The sequence below is a fragment of the Dongia sp. genome (assembly GCF_041918875.1).
GTDB lineage: Bacteria > Pseudomonadota > Alphaproteobacteria > Dongiales > Dongiaceae > Dongia.
In genome coordinates, this window is record NZ_JAYRUV010000011.1 from 103,298 (window position 1) to 117,466 (window position 14,169).

Genomic DNA, 14,169 nt, shown 5'->3' on the forward strand with positions numbered 1-14,169 from the left:
GGCGAAGCGGAGGGAAAAGCGCCTTGCGCACGGAAATTCGCCGCCCTTTGCGCCACAATCACCCTATCGCGGGCGTGAAATGCGACGCTAATATCAACCCATGCTGATCGAAACCAAATTGCGACCTCCCGTCCTGAAGAACGACCTCGTCGGGCGTCAGCGGCTGATCCGCCAGCTCGACGGCGCGCTCTCCGCGCGGCTTGCTGTCCTGTCGGCGCCGCCTGGTTTCGGCAAGAGCACCCTGCTCGGACAATGGATCGCCAATCTGCGCGACCGCGGCGCGGCGGTGGGTTGGCTGGCGCTCGACCGCGACGATGACGAAATCGGCCGCTTCCTCACCTATCTCGTGGCGGCCATCCGGCGCGCGGACCCGCAAGTGGCGCCGCATGTGCCGGCGCTGCTGCAGTCGAGCCCGGTGCTGCCGGTCGATTCCGTGCTGACCTCCATCGTCAACGATCTTACGCATCGCAATCAGCCGCTTTTCCTGGTGCTCGACGATTGCCAGTTCCTGTCGGCGCCGGACATCTGCCAGTTCCTCGATGCGCTGCTCACCTATGCGCCGGCCTGCCTGCATCTGGTGGTGGCGACGCGGGGTCCGCTGCCCTTCGGCCTTGCGCATATGCGGGTCAAAGGCCAGCTCATCAACCTCGACGACATGCAACTGCGCTTTTCGCTGGAGGAGACGGAAAGCCTGTTCGACGCCGCCGAACTCCGCGACCTGCCGATGGCCGATGTCGTTACCCTGCAGCACCGCACGGAGGGCTGGGTAGCCGGATTGCAGTTGGCGGCACTGTCGCTGGAGGAACCGGCAGGTCGGGCCGATTTCATCCGCAGCTTCTCCGGCAGCCATCGCGATGTGGCCGAGTTCCTGGCCCAGGATGTGCTGTCCCGCCAATCCCCGGACCTGCGCGATTTTCTCATCAAGACCTCGATCCTCAGCCGGCTGTCGGCGCCGCTCGCGGATGCTGTCCTCGATCGCAGCGACAGCGCCACCATGCTGCAGACGATCGAGGCGGCCAATCTGTTTCTTATCCCCCTCGATCGGGAGCGGCACTGGTTCCGCTATCACCATTTGTTTGCCGAGTTCCTGCAATCGCACCTGGCCGAAAAAGGCCCATTGGGGATCGAAAGGCTGCACTGCCGAGCCGCCGACTGGCTTTCCGCCAACGGTTTTACCTCCGAAGCGGTCTCGCATGCGCTGGCTGCCGGCGATGCCGACCGGGCGGCGGCTTTGGTCGAGGATTGCGCCATGCCGCTCATCATGGCGAGCCATCTCAACACGGTTCGTGCCTGGCTCGGCCGCCTGCCGGCCGAACTCATCGCCAGGCGCCCGCATCTGCAATTGGCCGAGGTCTGGATCCAGTTTCATATGAGCCGCCCGCAGGAAGCGGCGCGCACCTTGAAGGCCGCCAAGCAATCGATCGCGGCGGCCCTGGCCGATGGCAAGCTGGGCAGGGAAGCGCAGATTGCCTTGCGCGCCGAGCTTTGCACGCTGACGGCCGGTGTCATTTCGGCCGCCGACCGCTCGCGCACGGCGGCAAGGCTCGCCGAAGGGTGGCTGGAAGCCTTGCCGGAGAACAAGCCGTTCTTCAAGGGCACGCTCGGTAATATCAAGGCCTTCTGCCATTTTTCGCTGGGCGATCTCGATGGCGCCCGCATTCTCAGCCTGAAGGCCCGCGATTTTCACGGCGCGGCGCAATCCGTCTTCGGCATCGTCTATTCCGACCTCATCCTGGGTCTGGTCGAAAAGGCCGCCGGCAATCTTTCCGGCGCCGCCCAATATTTCGCCCGCGCCATCGCCACGGCGCGCCAGCAGCTTGGCGCCGGCTCCTATGCCGAAGCCATGGTGGCGATCTTCGAGGTCGAATTGCTTTATGAATGGAATGACCTGGCCGGTGCGGAGCGTCTGCTGCACACGCATCGCCAGATCATCGAGGAATGCGGCCTCGTCGTGCATGAAATGGCCTGCAAGCTGCACCTGGCGCGGCTCGCCGCCGCGCGTGGCCGTCATGACGAAGCCATGGCCGTGCTGGAACGCGCCGAGCGCCTCGGCATCGAGAAGCGTTATCACCGCCTCACCGCGAGTGCGCTCAACGACCGGGTGCGCTTGCTGCTGCAGCGGGGCGACGTGCAGGCGGCGCGCTTTGCCTTGCTCGCCCGCGGCATCGGTGGAGAAGGGCGGAAGGGCGCGAATCCCGGCCCCCTCGCGCCCGCGACCGAGCCGGAATATCTGGCGCAGGCGCGTGTGCTGATCGCCTCCGCCAAACCCGAAGCCGCCTTGCGCCTGCTTGATCGCGTCGCCGAGACCGTGCGGCGCGACGGCCGATTCCGGCGATTGGCCCAGGTGCGGGCGCTGGCGGCGATCGCCTCGCATCAGGCGAGCGATGCGCTCTCGGCCCTGGCGGCCGCGGTCGATGCCGTCTCCATTTGCGCACCGCAAAAAGCGCTGCGGACCCTGGTCGACGAAGGCCAGGCGATGCGTGAAGTCATCGATTTCGCCCGCCGCCGCATGCCGAGCTGGTCCGGCGAAACGCCGACCGGCCAATTCCTCGATCGCTTGATGTCCGAGTTCGGCAAGCCGGAACGTGAGCCGGTGCAATCCGGCCATCTTCGCAAGGGCGATCCCGGTTTCAGCCCGCGCGAGATCGATGTCGTGCAATTGCTCGGTATCGGCCACAGCAACCGCGACATGGCGCGGGTGCTCGGCATGGCGCCGGACACGGTGAAGTGGCATCTCAAGAATATCTTCGGCAAGCTCGGCGTCGCCAACCGGACCCAGGCCGTGCTGCGCCTCCAGGAAATCGGCCTTACCCAGCCCCTGCAGCATTGATCACCCGAACGGGTGGGGTGTTTCGCCCCCACCTTACCCGTCCGGGGCGGGACAAAGCCCGAATCATCCGTCACAAATGCGTCAAACGGGCGCGGATCATTGAGTCCGGCCGGCATATCGAGGCTTTGGGGGCGGCAATGGCGACGGGTTTCGTCTTCCATGAACTATATATGTGGCACAATACTTGGAACTGGGCGCAGGTCTTTCCCCCCAGTCTCACGGTACAGCCCGGCGAGCATGCCGAGAATCCCGAAAGCAAGCGCCGCTTCCGCAATCTCCTGGAAGTGAGTGGTCTGCTCGACCGTCTGGTGCCGATCAAGCCGCGCTATGCCACCGAAGACGAGATCGCCCGCTTCCACACCCGTTCCTATATCGAGCGCATCAAGCGCCAAAGCGCCGTCAATGGCGGCGACGCCAGCGTGCTGACGCCCTTCGGCAAAGGCAGCTTCGAGATTGCCCAGCTTTCCGCCGGCGGCACCATGGCGGCGGTCGATGCTGTTCTCGATGGCAAGGTCGGGAACGCCTATGTGCTGTGCCGCCCGCCGGGACATCATGCCGAAGCCGATCTCGGCATGGGTTTCTGCCTCTTCGGCAATGTCGCGATCGCCATCATGCATGCCCAATCCGTGCGCGGCGTGGGGCGCGTGGCGACCGTCGATTGGGACGTGCATCATGGCAATGGCACGCAGGCTGCCTTCTATGGCAGCAAGGACGTGCTGACTATCTCGCTGCATCAGGATGGCCTTTATCCACCCGATTCGGGTGGCCTTGCAGAACGCGGCAAGGACGCTGGCCTCGGCTACAATCTCAACATCCCGCTGCCGCCCGGCTGCGGCAATGGTGCCTATCTCGCGGCTTTCGAGCATGTCGTTGTGCCGGCCCTGCGCCGCTACAAGCCGGAGATGATCGTGGTGCCATCGGGTTTCGATGCGTCCGGTGTCGATCCGCTGGGCCGCATGATGGTCAGTGCCGAAGGTTATCGCCGGATGACGCGCCTGCTGATGCAGGTCGCCGGCGAGCTCTGCGGCGGGCGCCTCGTGATGTCGCACGAGGGCGGCTATTCCCAGATGTATGTGCCCTATTGCGGCCTCGCCGTGATGGAGGAACTGACCGGGATCAGGACCCATATAGATGATCCCTGGGCCGGACCCATGGCGACCTGGGGCCAGCAGGATCTGCAGCCGCATCAATGGACAGCCATCGAGGCCGCGGCCAAATTGCTGACCGATATCGCGTGACAACAGGTCCGCGCCGGGCCAGCCGCGCCGGCAGCGACCGATCGATGTCAATGGCGGCTGCTTTGAGGGAGTGCTCTGGATATGTCTGAAGAGATCAAGAAGCCCAACGTCATCCCCAGTCGCCGAAATTTCCTGAAAGGCGCAGCGGCGCTGGGCAGCGGTGCCACGATCCTGGCCGGCATCAATGACGGTGCCCGTGCCGATGGCGACCCCATTCCGGTCGGCCAGGCGGCGCCGCTCACCGATTTCGCCGCCGCCGACGGTGTCGAATTCAAGAACGGCCTGACCTTGGCCTGCGAGGAGATCAATGCGCTGGGCGGCATTCTCGGCCGGCCGCTGGAGCCCTATTTCGAAGACACCAAGCAGATGGGCGACCCGACCAACGTCCAGGCCGTGCAGCGCCTCATCGACCGCCATTCGGTTCATGCCGTGATCAACGGTTACAATATCGGCTCGGGCGCCGCCGTGCAGGATGTGATCGCCGATGCCGGCATCATCTATGTCCATTACGACACCACGATCGGCCATAACAACCTCATCAAATCGAACCCCGAACGCTATTTCGGCTCGTTCCAGGGCGATCCCGCCGAATATTGGTACGGGCCGGGCTTCCTCAAATTCATCCAGCAGCTGGAAGAGGGCGGCCAGTTCAAGCGCCCGAACAACAAGATGGCGGTGGTGCTCTCGGCCGGTGTCTATGCCGCCAACATCGCCAATGCGATCAAGGAGAAGGGTGCCGAATATGGCTGGGAGATCAGCCTGTTCGAAACCGTGAACGTGCCGATTTCGGAATGGGGCCCGACGCTGGCCAAGATCCGGCAGGACCCGCCGGCGGTCATCGCCGTCACCCACTTCCTGCCGGCCGACCTCGCGCAGTTCATGGTACAGTTCGTGCCCAATCCGACGCCGAGCCTCATCTACATGCAATACGGCCCCTCGATCCCGGCCTTCCGCGACATCGCCAAGGAAGCCTCGGTCGGCGTCGTCTACGCGACCGTCGTCGGCGCCCTGCAGGATGAAATCGGCAGCGCCTTCGAGACGCGCTACAAGGCCAAGTTCGGCGAGAATGCCGGCCATAATTCCGGCGCGCAGCCTTATGACGGTGCCTATGTCTGGGCAACCGCGGCGGCTTTGGCCGGCGGCACGGGCGAGCCGGGCAATGACGAACAGAACCGCAAGGTGGCGGCGCGCATGCGCAGCCTCATCTATCGTGGCGTCACCGGCACCACCCGCTTCATGGCCGACGAACAGGCGGCCTATTCCTACCCGACGCAGGTGAACGACTCCTCGCTTGGCATGCCGCATCAGTTCCTGCAGATTCAGGACCAGACCAAGAGCGGCGGCCTTATCGCGCCTGCGCCCTACAACACGGCGACGTTCAAGCTGCCGCCCTGGATCAAGGCCTGATCCAGGTATTTTTGAGGGAATGAAGGAATGGGGACGGCCGCCACGGAGCCTTTGCTGGTATGTCGCAATGTGACCAAGCAATTCGGCGCCCTGGCGGCCGTCAACAATCTCAGCTTCGAATTGATGCCGGGCGAAGTGCTCGGCATCGGCGGTCCCAACGGGGCCGGCAAGACAACCCTGTTCGAGGCGGTTTCCGGCCTCAATCCGGCGACATCGGGCGAAATTCTCTTCCAGGGCCGCGACATCGCCGGCCTGCCGCCCGAAGCGCTCTGTCATGCCGGCATTGCGCGTACCTTCCAGCTTAATGCCGGTTTCGACAGCCTGACCGTGCGCGGCAATGTCGAAGTGGCCGCCTATTTCGGCCGCCGCAACCGGCTCATACCGGGTCTGCGTATCGGGCGCGATGTGGCAGCCCAGGTCGATGAAGCGCTGGCCGCCGTGGGGCTCACCGGCAAGGATCATGAAATCGTCGGGCTGCTGCCCGTGCTCGACCGCAAGCTGCTGATGCTGGCGGGCGCCCTGGCCAGCAACCCGACCTTGCTGCTGATGGACGAGCCGGTCGGTGGGCTCAATCCCAAGGAAATCGACCATGTGATGGCGGTCGTGCGCAGCATCGCCGCGCGCGGCATCACCATCATCCTCATCGAACATGTGATGCGCTTCCTGGTCCAGCTTTCGACCCGCGTCCTCATCATGCATCACGGTGAGAAGATTTACGAAGGGAAGCCGCAAGGGCTGATCGAAGACCGCAACGTGGTCGAAGTCTATCTCGGCCAAGGCGCCTCGCAGCGCCTCGGCACCCTGTTACAGGAACAAGTCTCGGCATGAGCGCGCTCCTCACCCTGGCGAATGTAACCGCCGGCTATGGCAGCCAGCCCGTGTTGCACGACGTGTCGCTCACCATCGCCGAAGGTGGCGTCACCGCCATTATCGGGCCGAACGGGCATGGCAAGACGACCCTCCTGCGGGCGATTTCGGGTCTGCTCCCATTGCGTTCCGGCCGGATTTCACTAGGCGGTCTGGCGCTCAACGACCTCCGCGCGGACGAAATCGTCGATGCCGGCATCGTCCATGTGCCCCAAGGCGACATGCTGTTTCCGGAAATGACGGTGCTGGAGAACCTCTTGATGGGCGCCTATCTGCCCGCAGCCGCAGCGGAAAGCGGGCGGCGGCTGGAACAGGTCTTCGCCCTGCTGCCCAAGCTCAGGGACCGCCGCGGCCAGGTCGCCAGCACTTTGTCGGGCGGCGAGCGGCGCATGGTTGGCATCGGCCGCGGCCTCATGGGCGGCGGACGTCTATTGATGCTGGACGAGCCCTCGCTGGGCCTCGCTCCCATCGTCATCGACCAGATCTACGAAGTGATCGGTGAACTGACCGCCGCCGGCCACAGCATCCTGGTGGTCGAGGAGAATGCCGCCCGCGTTTCCGACAAGGCAGTGCTCATCGCGCTCCTCGATAACGGCCAGCTGGTCTGGTCTGGCCAGGGCGCCGAGCTGATGGCGCGGCCCGAAATCCTTGAAACCTATCTCGGAGCCTGATCTGCCCATGGATGTCGTCGTCCAGATCCTCGCCTCCGGCCTCACCATGGGGGCGATGTATGCCATCTCCACCATCGGTCTGGCGCTCGTTTACGGCTCGCTCAACATGCTGAACATGTCTCATGGAGCGCTTCTGGCGCTGGGTGGCTATGTCTGCTATTTCGCCATGAATCGCCTGGGCCTGCATCCGGCCCTGGGCCTTTTCGCGGCGATGCTGGTCTGCGGGCTGGTAGGCCTGCTCGTCTACTACGCCGCCGCGCAGCCGATGCTGAAATCGGCCAATTTCGAAACGCAGATCTTCATCGCCACGATCGGCATCGGCGCCGTCATTGAAAACGTCATCCTGCGCCTGTTCGGGCCGCAGCCGACACCGCAGCCGCTCAATCTCCCCGGCGCCGTTGTGATCGGCTCGGTGCATATCCCAAATCAGAACCTGCTGATTCTCGGTGTCGCCGTCGGCCTCATGGCGGCACTTGCCTATCTGCTGCAGCGGACGCGCCTCGGGCGCGCCATCCGCGCCACGGCGCAGAACCGTGAAGCCGCCCAGCTGATGGGTGTCCGCGTCGGGTTCGTCTATGCCCAGGTCTTGGCCCTTTCCGGAGCACTCGCGGCCATTTCCGGCGTGATGGTGAGTTCGCTCTCCAGCCTTCTACCCAATATGGGTGGCGACCCGATGCTCAAGGCCTTCATCATCTGCGTCGTGGCCGGCCTCGGCAATGTCTACGGTGCCGTCGGTGCCGCCATCGTCCTTGGCCTTCTCGAAGCGGTCGCGCAATATGTGCTGGGTGTGCGTTACAGCTTTGCCATCCTGCTGCTGCTGGTGATCGCCGTCCTCATCTGGCGCCCCTATGGCCTGTTCGGCCGCCGGCAAGTGGTGCGCCTCTGATGAACATGCGCCGCGATCTCCTCATCGGCCTGGGCCTCGTCATTCTCTTCGCGCTGGTGCCGGCCTTCATCGGCATGCGCTATTTCGTGACCCAGGCGACCTTGTTCTTCATCTGGGGCATCGTCGTCCTGCAATGGAACCTGGTGCTGGGCGTGGGTGGCATCTTTTCGCTGGCGCAGATGGCGCTCTTTGCCGTCGGCGCTTATGCGACCGCCATGTTCGGCTACTATTTCAACATGCCGATGATCCTCGCCATGCCGCTTTCCGCGCTGGCGACGGTGGCGGTCAGCACGCTGGTGGGCCTCGCCTGCCTGCGCTTGAAGGGGCCCTATGTCGCGCTGCTCACGCTGGCGGTGGCGCAGGTTCTCTACCTGCTCATCGTCAACGACACGGATTGTTTCACCAATCCGCCCTCCGGCTGCATGCCGCTCTTCGGCGGCGTGCGCGGCTTCACGCGTTTCGGCGACCTGGGCTTTCGCGATCTCTTCGGCTCGAAATGGTATGTCGCGGATTATTACGTGGGGCTGGGCCTGCTGGCGCTGGCCGCTGTCTTTTCTATCGCCATCATGCGCGGGCCGATGGGCTTGGCCTTCCAGGCCCTGCGCGACAATCCCGGCTGCGCCATGGCGCGCGGCGTCAGCCGCTTCAAATACCAGCTCTGGGTCTTCGCCCTTTCGGCCTTCTTCACGGGTCTCGCCGGTTCCTTCTACGCCGTGCATTTCGCCGCCGTGGGCCCGACGGCCTTCTCGATATCGACCCTGCTGTTCCTGCTTTCCATGATCGTGGTGGGCGGCATGGGCACGGTCTGGGGGCCGTTGCTGGGTGCTTTGCTATTGATGGCGGCCGACGAAGCGATGCGCGAGTTCGGCGACTGGCGCGATATCGGTCTGGGATTGATCCTCGCCGGCTTCGTGATCCTGCTGCCCAAGGGAGTCCTCGGCAGCCTGCAATCGGCCTTAGCGCGGCTGAAGCCGCGCTAAGCCTTGCCCGATCGGCCGATCACGGCACCCAGCACCTCGTCGATGCGGTTGCGGGCGCGTTCGCATTCCTTGCGCGTGCCGGAGAGGAACAGCCGCCCGCTGGCGCCGATCATCTGCACATCGACGATGGTGATTCCGGGTGCTGCCTTCTCCGCCTCATTGGCGGCGACCGAGGCGAAAAGCGCCGGCTCCAGCTCGTAAAGCAGCAGCGATTTCCCCGGCAGCAGCATCGACGCCTCGCGCGTGCGGTTGAGGATGATGGCATGCTGGTCGGAGACATCGTCGATGATGTCGGCATAAAGCGTGCGGGGCTTCAGCTGGTCGTCCGGCTTGTGGCCGATGCCCTTGAGGATCGCGTCGCCGGCGAAATTGAGATGCGCGAGATCCGCCGCGTGCAGTTCCAGGATGCCGTATTGCCGTTCGGTATAGAGTAGCCCCGGCTCCATATCCGGCGCGGTCTTCAGTGCCAGGTCGCAGATGCGGTGAATGGCCAGGGCGGGCGCCACCTCGATGATCAGGCTGTGTTCCCCCTGCATCGGCGGATAGCCGCGCGCCCGCGTGGGCGTCGACATGTAAGCGGCGAACTGGCGGGCCAGATCTTTCACCAGCAGATAGACGCGAAGCTCGGTCATGAATGGGTTCCAGACTAACTTCTTCCCCTCCCCCCTTCAGGGGGGAGGTCGGGAGGGGGCAGCAGACGAGGTAGGGGGCCGTCCGCCCCCACCCAACCCACCCCCTGAAGGGAGAGGGCTTAGAGCGGAGCCCCATTTGGCTTACTTCCCGCTGGCGGTCGAGAAATGCTTGCCGAGGTCGGGATGCGGGCGCGGGATGACGTGGACGGAAACGAGCGTGCCGACGCTGCTCGCGGCCTCGGCACCGGCTTCGGTCGCGGCCTTCACCGCGCCGACATCGCCGTTGATGATGACGGCGACCAGCCCATCCCCCACTTCCTCGCGGCCGACCACGGTGACGTTGGCGGCCTTCACCATGGCATCGGCCGCGGCCAGGGCCGCGACGAAACCCTTGGTCTCGATCATTCCGATAGCGTTCGACATGGTTCTCTCCTTGCTTTCGACAGAGTTGGTTATTTGGATTTGGGTTTCGATGTCTCATCGAGCGAGCCGATGATGAGCGCATCGATGGGAATCTTGCCGCCGCCCAGCCACGAGGCCGCGGTGGAACCGGCGACGATGAGTACGTCCTCGCCCTCGCCGCAGCCCAGCACGTCAAAGGCGATCATGCGGCCGCCGCCCGGGCTCTCCACTTCCAGGAAGGCGCCCGACGGGATGTGTTCGATCTTCTTGGTGGCCCAGTAACGGCCCACGACCCGACCGCGAATCATTGTCCGATCCTTTCGACGCTGATGTTGCGCGCCTTGGCCTTGTCACGGGCCAAGGGGGTGATGCTGACGCCCGGCCCAAGAAGCAGGCGCGAGATATTTCCGCCGAGCTTGGCGATGACCCCTTCCGTGACGACACCCTTGTCGATGCGATGGCTCTGGTCAGTCGCCGGGACAACCAGCGTCCTGGCTGTGCCGCCGGCCAGTCGGAACGGATGCCGACCGGCCTGGATCGCTGCACGGATTTGCGGATCTTCGGCCAGGCGCAGCACGTCCTTGGCAAAGGTCGCGAGGTCGGAATCGCTGGCGATGCGCACGGACGATGCAGCGACCGCCGGCAACTTTCCCGCTTTCATCGCCTTCACTTCCTCGGCGATGACGTCACGGATCAGGCTGCGGATGAGGCTCTTGTCCATCTGGCTCATCCCTGCAGGGCGGCCAGGGCCGCTTCGGCGCCCATGCGCACATTGGATTCTTCGCCGGAGAGGTAGACCCGGCCGGTGGCGCCGAACATGCGATAATCGATCACTTTGATATCTGCCGTTTTTTCCGCTTCGTTGGTGGCCAGGATGGCGTAGGAGGCCGGCTGCATCTCGAGAACGAAGAGCGATTCTCCGGGCAGGATCATCGAACCGGATTTGTTGCGGTTGATGAGGAAGGCGTGTCCGTTATCGATCCTGGTCACAATCTTGGAGGCGAGGATCTGCGGCTTCATCGCCTGCTCGGTCCGTGCCTCCAATTCATCCAGCACGGCCTCGGCGGCCGATTTCACCGCCGCCGTCGAGCGCGAATGGAATTCGAGATAACCGAACTGGCGTTCCACCACCAGCATGCCGCCGCTCACTTCGGCATGCTTGAGGGCGATATCGGTCAGCGCTTCGATATCGAGGCCGGGCGCCACTTCGATGATCTGGGCGGCCATATGCGTGCGCGGCAGGCGCCCGCGCATGCCGCTTGCCATATAGCAGAGCGTCTGCGGTTGCAGCTGGTCGATGAAGATGAAGGAGCGCAGATCGGCCATGATGTCAGTGCTGCCTTCTCATGACCGGATCGCCCCGCGCAGTTCCTCAAGCACCATGCGGCGGATTTCCTCCCGCAGGATGGCGATCTCGTCGATCGACCCACTATTGGAAAGGGGCAGGGGCATGGGCAGGGGATCCTGCGCCGCATCGGCTCCTTCCTGCAGGCGTCCCAGGGAAATCGGCGCCTCCAGGCCCAGCGCCAAGGCGGGGCCGCCCGCATTGGCATCGAGCCCGCCGAAATCGCCGAATACTTCCTTGGGATCGTCGTTATAGGCGATGCGCGTCCAGTTGATGAGGTGCTGCGGTCCCACATTCTCGCCGATCGAGGAGGAGCCGAAGAAGCCTGTGCCGATGGTGAAGGCCGGCGCCAGATGCGTGCCATAGCCGGCGGCACCCAGGCTGCAGGGCGCATTGACCGCGACCCGCAGCGCCTTCACCGCCGCGCCATATTTCAGGATGGTCGGCGCGTGTTTGCTGTGAATGGCGGCGGAATGGCCGGCGCCGGACAGGCGGATGAGGGCGCGGGCCTGGGTAATGCCGGCGTCGGCATGCGGGACCCGCAGGAAGCTCAGCACGGGACAGAGTTTTTCCTTGGAGAGCGGCTCGTCGATCCCGACGCGGTCGATTTCAGCAATGATGATCTGCGTATTCGAGGGGAGGCGGATACCGGCCTGCGCGCCGATCTCGACCGCGGACTTCCCCAGCACCGCCGTGTTGAACGAGCCGAGACCGAACAGCAATTCGCGCAACGCCGCCACTTCCTCCGGCTTGGCGATATAGGCACCGACCGATTTAAGCGCCTGCAACAGCCGGTCGGCGATGTTTTCCACCGCCACCACGACGCTTTCATTGGTGCAGAGGATGGAATTGTCGAACGCCTTGGAGAGGACAATGCGCTTGGCGGCCTCATTGAGGTCGGCGCTTTCGTCGACAAGAGCCGGCGCATTGCCGGGACCGACACCAATCGCGGGATTCCCGGAACTGTAGGCCGAGCGCACCATGGGCGTGCCGCCGGTAGCCAGGATCACACCGATGCGTGGACTTTTCATCACATAGTCGATGAGCGGCAGGTTCGGCTGCTCGATGATCTGGATGATGCCGACAGGCGCACCGGCCTGTTCCGCGGCTTCGGCCATCAACTTGGCGGCCTTCACCGAACAGCCCTTGGCCGTCGGATGCGGCGACAGGATGATGGCATTGCGGGTGAAGAGCGCCATCAGCACCTTGTAATAGACGCTGCAGACCGGGTTGGTGGACGGGGTGAGGGCAAAGATGACGCCCGCCGGCTTGGGCAACTCAACCATCTTCAGCTCGGCCTTGATCCTGGCCGAACAGAAATCCTCTTTCGAATAGAGATCGAAGAGGCCGCGTGAGGTCAGCTCGTTCTTGATCTTCTTATGCGCGGCAACGCCGAAGCCGGTTTCCTTGACCGCCGCTTCGGCCAATTCCCCGGCATGAGCGAAAGCCACATCGGCGGCGGCACGTGCGATCTTCTCGATGCGGCCGCGGTCGAAGCGGGCGAAGGCCGCCGCCGCCCATTCGGCCATCTGCAGCATCAGATCGGCGGTGCCGGTCGGGCGCTTGTCGCCGGCGAGGATTTCTTCAACGATGGCGGTCATGCTGCAGTGCTCCTCACGCGGCCCGATGGGTGCTGCGGCCCTTGCCCATGCATTCGGCGTAAGCCAAGCCGATGCTGCGTTCGACCCGCTCCAGCACTTCGGCGCAGAGATCGGCTGTCATCAGCACGCCGGGCTTGAACTGCAACACACGCGGGTCGAGCGTCGAAAAGATCGCCCAGACGCCGTTTTCGTAGAGATGCTTCATCACCGGCTTGGCGCCCTCCGGGAAATCGAACTCCAGCCCCATCACCACGCCGCATTGGCGCAGGCCCACGAAGAAGCCGGGATAAAGCCGCATGATCTCGTGAAGACCGTTGCGGAAGGTCTCCGAGATATAGTTGACCATCGGCTTCACCATCGGCCGCTCGAGGATTTCCAGCGTCTTCATGGCGACGAGGCAGCCAAGCTCGGCGCCGCCCATGGTCGACATATGGGCAAAGCCGTCCTGTTTCAGCCAGCCGGCATAGGGTTCGCGCACGACGACGCAGGCGATCGGGTACATGCCGCCGGAAATGCCCTTGCCGGTCACCATGATGTCCGGCTGGATGCCGTAGCGCTGATAGCCCCACATCTCTCCGCAGCGCATCAGGCCCGTCTGCACCTCGTCGGCGACATAAAGGGCGCCGTAGCGCTCGCACAGCTTCTTTACTTCGGCAAGATAGCCAGGCAGCGGCATGGGAAAGCCATAGGTTGCCGGGATCGTCTCCATGATGAGGCAGGCGACGTCCTTGCCCTTCAGCGCGTCTTCCATGGCGTTGAGATCATTGAACGGCACATGGACGAATTCTTCCGGCTGGTCGGATAGAAAAATCTTCTTGAACCGGTCGGCGCCGGCCGCCACTGCCAGACCGGTATGACCGTGATAGGCATTGACGATCGAGACGATCTTGCGCCGCTGCGTGGCATGGCGCGCGGTCTTCAGGGCGATGTCGATGGCTTCGGCGCCGCCCGAGGCATACATGGTGTAATGCATGTCGCCGCCGCAAATGCGTGCCAGCCGCTCGGCCAGGGCCGTGCGTCCCATATTGGGAAAATGATGGTTGCCCATGTCGAAGCGCTGCATGCCGCGACCCAGCACCTCGATCAGCTCCGGGTGGCGATGGCCGATATTATACGTGCCGCCGTTCAAATGGAGATCGATGAGGCGCCGCCCATCCATGTCCCACAGCAGATAGCCTTCGCGCCGGTCGATCACCAGATCGACGCCCATATCCTGCCACGCCTGGGTCTTGCCCGGATTCCAGAACTGTTTCGACTTGGCGATGAGCTCGCGCTTCTCGGGACTCTCTGGGTAATCGACCATCGGTAAC

At 63.9% G+C, this 14,169-nt stretch carries 14 protein-coding genes; 7 read left to right on the forward strand and 7 right to left on the reverse strand.

Annotated features, from left to right (window positions below):
- Nucleotides 1-118: 118 nt before the first annotated feature.
- From ACE3TY_RS13210 to ACE3TY_RS13240, 7 genes are all read left to right on the forward strand, one after another.
- On the forward strand, nt 119-2,830 hold the full coding sequence (locus tag ACE3TY_RS13210) for a LuxR C-terminal-related transcriptional regulator (RefSeq protein WP_374653645.1): 2,712 nt from the start codon (nt 119-121) through the stop codon (nt 2,828-2,830).
- A 137-nt stretch (nt 2,831-2,967) separates the two neighbouring features.
- On the forward strand, nt 2,968-4,068 hold the full coding sequence (locus ACE3TY_RS13215; protein ID WP_374653647.1) for a class II histone deacetylase: 1,101 nt from the start codon (nt 2,968-2,970) through the stop codon (nt 4,066-4,068).
- Between the two features lie 81 nt (nt 4,069-4,149).
- Nucleotides 4,150-5,475, forward strand: a complete 1,326-nt coding sequence (locus ACE3TY_RS13220) for an ABC transporter substrate-binding protein (RefSeq protein ID WP_374653649.1) — start codon at nt 4,150-4,152, stop codon at nt 5,473-5,475.
- 27 nt (nt 5,476-5,502) lie between these two features.
- Nucleotides 5,503-6,303, forward strand: a complete 801-nt coding sequence (locus ACE3TY_RS13225) for an ABC transporter ATP-binding protein (protein WP_374653651.1) — start codon at nt 5,503-5,505, stop codon at nt 6,301-6,303.
- On the forward strand, nt 6,300-7,013 hold the full coding sequence (locus tag ACE3TY_RS13230) for an ABC transporter ATP-binding protein (RefSeq protein WP_374653653.1): 714 nt from the start codon (nt 6,300-6,302) through the stop codon (nt 7,011-7,013). Before ACE3TY_RS13225 ends, ACE3TY_RS13230 begins: the two co-directional genes overlap by 4 nt.
- Before the next feature lie 7 nt (nt 7,014-7,020).
- Nucleotides 7,021-7,899, forward strand: coding sequence for a branched-chain amino acid ABC transporter permease (locus tag ACE3TY_RS13235; RefSeq protein WP_374653655.1), 879 nt, complete (start codon nt 7,021-7,023; stop codon nt 7,897-7,899).
- Nucleotides 7,899-8,879: a branched-chain amino acid ABC transporter permease gene (locus ACE3TY_RS13240; RefSeq protein ID WP_374653657.1), complete on the forward strand. Its 981-nt coding sequence runs from the start codon at nt 7,899-7,901 to the stop codon at nt 8,877-8,879. Before ACE3TY_RS13235 ends, ACE3TY_RS13240 begins: the two co-directional genes overlap by 1 nt.
- On the opposite strand, the gene ACE3TY_RS13245 is transcribed toward ACE3TY_RS13240, so the two are convergent.
- The 7 genes from ACE3TY_RS13245 to ACE3TY_RS13275 form a co-directional block, all read right to left on the reverse strand.
- Nucleotides 8,876-9,511, reverse strand: a complete 636-nt coding sequence (locus ACE3TY_RS13245) for a microcompartment protein (RefSeq protein WP_374653659.1) — start codon at nt 9,509-9,511, stop codon at nt 8,876-8,878. The two genes, ACE3TY_RS13240 and ACE3TY_RS13245, sit on opposite strands and share 4 nt — an antisense overlap.
- A 141-nt stretch (nt 9,512-9,652) precedes the next feature.
- Nucleotides 9,653-9,934: a BMC domain-containing protein gene (locus tag ACE3TY_RS13250; RefSeq protein WP_320502228.1), complete on the reverse strand. Its 282-nt coding sequence runs from the start codon at nt 9,932-9,934 to the stop codon at nt 9,653-9,655.
- A gap of 29 nt (nt 9,935-9,963) precedes the next feature.
- A complete protein-coding gene (locus ACE3TY_RS13255) occupies nt 9,964-10,221 on the reverse strand; it encodes a EutN/CcmL family microcompartment protein (protein ID WP_374653661.1) in 258 nt (85 codons plus the stop codon).
- Nucleotides 10,218-10,634 (reverse strand): hypothetical protein, encoded by a 417-nt coding sequence (locus tag ACE3TY_RS13260; RefSeq protein ID WP_374653663.1) that lies wholly within the window; start codon nt 10,632-10,634, stop codon nt 10,218-10,220. The genes ACE3TY_RS13255 and ACE3TY_RS13260 overlap by 4 nt, the downstream gene beginning before the upstream one ends.
- Before the next feature lie 5 nt (nt 10,635-10,639).
- A complete protein-coding gene (locus ACE3TY_RS13265; protein WP_374653665.1) occupies nt 10,640-11,239 on the reverse strand; it encodes a BMC domain-containing protein in 600 nt (199 codons plus the stop codon).
- Nucleotides 11,240-11,257: 18 nt separating this feature from the next.
- Entirely contained in the window at nt 11,258-12,859 is a 1,602-nt protein-coding gene (locus tag ACE3TY_RS13270; RefSeq protein WP_374653667.1) for an aldehyde dehydrogenase family protein, read from the reverse strand.
- Between the two features lie 13 nt (nt 12,860-12,872).
- Complete coding sequence (locus ACE3TY_RS13275) at nt 12,873-14,162, reverse strand: aspartate aminotransferase family protein (RefSeq protein WP_374653669.1); 1,290 nt, start codon at nt 14,160-14,162, stop codon at nt 12,873-12,875.
- Nucleotides 14,163-14,169 lie beyond the last annotated feature (7 nt).

What these genes read in the sequence shown, in the direction of transcription:
- ACE3TY_RS13215 (WP_374653647.1), top strand. Translation starts at nt 2,968, where the DNA reads ATGGCGACGGGTTTCGTCTTCCATGAACTATATATGTGGCACAATACT.
- ACE3TY_RS13220 (WP_374653649.1), top strand. Translation starts at nt 4,150, where the DNA reads ATGTCTGAAGAGATCAAGAAGCCCAACGTCATCCCCAGTCGCCGAAAT.
- ACE3TY_RS13225 (WP_374653651.1), top strand. Translation starts at nt 5,503, where the DNA reads ATGGGGACGGCCGCCACGGAGCCTTTGCTGGTATGTCGCAATGTGACC.
- ACE3TY_RS13230 (WP_374653653.1), top strand. Translation starts at nt 6,300, where the DNA reads ATGAGCGCGCTCCTCACCCTGGCGAATGTAACCGCCGGCTATGGCAGC.
- ACE3TY_RS13235 (WP_374653655.1), top strand. Translation starts at nt 7,021, where the DNA reads ATGGATGTCGTCGTCCAGATCCTCGCCTCCGGCCTCACCATGGGGGCG.
- ACE3TY_RS13240 (WP_374653657.1), top strand. Translation starts at nt 7,899, where the DNA reads ATGAACATGCGCCGCGATCTCCTCATCGGCCTGGGCCTCGTCATTCTC.
- ACE3TY_RS13245 (WP_374653659.1), bottom strand. Translation starts at nt 9,511, where the DNA reads ATGACCGAGCTTCGCGTCTATCTGCTGGTGAAAGATCTGGCCCGCCAG.
- ACE3TY_RS13250 (WP_320502228.1), bottom strand. Translation starts at nt 9,934, where the DNA reads ATGTCGAACGCTATCGGAATGATCGAGACCAAGGGTTTCGTCGCGGCC.
- ACE3TY_RS13255 (WP_374653661.1), bottom strand. Translation starts at nt 10,221, where the DNA reads ATGATTCGCGGTCGGGTCGTGGGCCGTTACTGGGCCACCAAGAAGATC.
- ACE3TY_RS13260 (WP_374653663.1), bottom strand. Translation starts at nt 10,634, where the DNA reads ATGGACAAGAGCCTCATCCGCAGCCTGATCCGTGACGTCATCGCCGAG.
- ACE3TY_RS13265 (WP_374653665.1), bottom strand. Translation starts at nt 11,239, where the DNA reads ATGGCCGATCTGCGCTCCTTCATCTTCATCGACCAGCTGCAACCGCAG.
- ACE3TY_RS13270 (WP_374653667.1), bottom strand. Translation starts at nt 12,859, where the DNA reads ATGACCGCCATCGTTGAAGAAATCCTCGCCGGCGACAAGCGCCCGACC.
- ACE3TY_RS13275 (WP_374653669.1), bottom strand. Translation starts at nt 14,162, where the DNA reads ATGGTCGATTACCCAGAGAGTCCCGAGAAGCGCGAGCTCATCGCCAAG.